This is a genomic window from Phocaeicola sp. RTP21198st1_B8_RTP21198_201120, assembly GCF_040929485.1.
Taxonomy (GTDB): Bacteria; Bacteroidota; Bacteroidia; order Bacteroidales; family Bacteroidaceae; genus Phocaeicola; species Phocaeicola dorei.
The window spans coordinates 1-1,843 of the sequence record NZ_JBCOCI010000245.1 but is presented as its reverse complement, the minus strand read 5'-3'; the positions used below and the strand labels follow the sequence as shown (position 1 = coordinate 1,843).

The following is a 1,843-nucleotide window of genomic DNA, read 5'->3' as shown; positions in this document are numbered from 1 at the left end:
GAATTCTAGCTTTCTCCCAAGTCAATCCGGGATTTGGAAGTATATCCTGAATGTATCCTCCAAGCTTTGTTCCCATGTTTACCCCTGTAATATAGACTTCGTTTTGCGGCCACATACGTCCTCTGTAATAAAAGGCATCTACGCCGGATGAGTTGCCGACTTGTCCATAAGATGCTTTTAGCTTCAGGTAGGGCACTATTTTTTTTGCATCTTTCCAGAAAGATTCGTTAGAAACAGTCCATCCGGCAGATATTGTAGGGAAGAAACCGAATTTGTGTCCCGGACCAAATTTGTGAGATCCCTGATAAGCTCCGATAACATCGATGCCATATTTTTTATCATAATTATAGCCGAACCAACCATTTACGCTTTGGAATCGGGTTGGCAATACCATTTCATCATTGCTTTCATATTGTTCATAGAAAGCTAAAGCCGAAACTCCATGTTTTCCAAAGGTACGGTTATAATCTAATTGAGCCACGATACCGGTCCGGCGGAAAGAACTGGTATTATCTACCTTGTTTATCATTGAGTCATCTTCACGGGTCCGGCGGAGAACATTCTCATTCGTCGCATCCTTTTCGTAATATGCGAAAGTTATTGTACGTCTGATAGAAGAAATTGTACGTGAATCCATGGATAGAGCAACAGAAGCTTTTAATCCCTCTGTTATGAAGGAAAGATCCTGTGAGAGTTTTGTACGGAAAGAACCATACAATTGTTTGTCCTGGAAGTAGCCGGAGCGATTTAGCATTGCCCATGGATTTTCACGGAATGCATTTCCTGCTACAATTTTCCCATCTTCTGCATTGATAACATTGCCGTATTGATCTGTATATCCTTGGTCATTGTACCATTCTGGGAAGATTCCTTGCGGTAATGTGACTAGATTTTTATAGATATTTTCGGCTCCGCTGCCAGGGCCATTCTGACTTTGATACCAGCCATACAGATTTACATCCAGTTGGGTAGTGCGAGTTACGGCAAAATCGATATTGGAACGGATATTAAACCGTTCAGCAGAGTGATTGGTATTATAATCATGTGAATCATCTGTATTGAAGTAGCCATTGTTACGAGTATACATTGCATTCACGAAATATGTACTTTTTTCTGTTCCTCCTTGAATATTAAGATTATAGCGTTGACTCCATCGGATATCCTTTAAATATTTATCAGCCCAATCTACATTGGGATATAAAATGGAATTAGGATCATTCTTAGCATAATTCATTATATCATAGTTCGAATACAGGGGATCCATATTGTCATTATGACGGGCTATGTTGTGCTGTCTTGCATAATCGGCTGCGTTTAATGACTTTAACTCTTTAAGTGGTTGTTGAGCTATAATTTGAGCTGTCAATTCAACCTGCGGTTTTCCCTTTGCTCCCTTACGAGTTGTAACCAGAATAGCTCCACTGCCTGCACGCATTCCATATAAGGCTGTTGCTGCAGCATCTTTCAATACGGTAATTGATTCTACTTCGTGTGATGACAAAACAGCAAAATCCCGTTCCTGTCCATCAACCAGTACTAATACATCGGGCGAATTACTTCTTTGTCCTCTTATCCAGAATGAATTCTGTTCATTCACTAATCCACCACCTTGCACTTGTCGGGCAAAATAACCAGGTACCAGTCCGGCTAATACTGCCGAAAGATTTGTAACAGGTAGATTGCGTAACTGTTTACCCGAGATTGTGTAGGCTGAACCGTTATAATCTCCCATAGGGAGTACACGATATCCTAAATCCAAGGGTACATCTTCTTTGTTTTGGACATTTTGTGCCTGGCATATCAAATAGCCAGGAAGTAGCCCAACCAACAACATTTTCTTTAA

The 1,843-nt window shown here is 40.6% G+C and carries 1 protein-coding gene; it reads right to left on the bottom strand.

Going from position 1 to position 1,843, the window contains the following annotated elements; genetic code table 11:
* Positions 1-1,843: SusC/RagA family TonB-linked outer membrane protein (locus AB5935_RS25020; RefSeq protein WP_368327758.1), on the bottom strand; the 1,843-nt coding region annotated here is incomplete at both ends.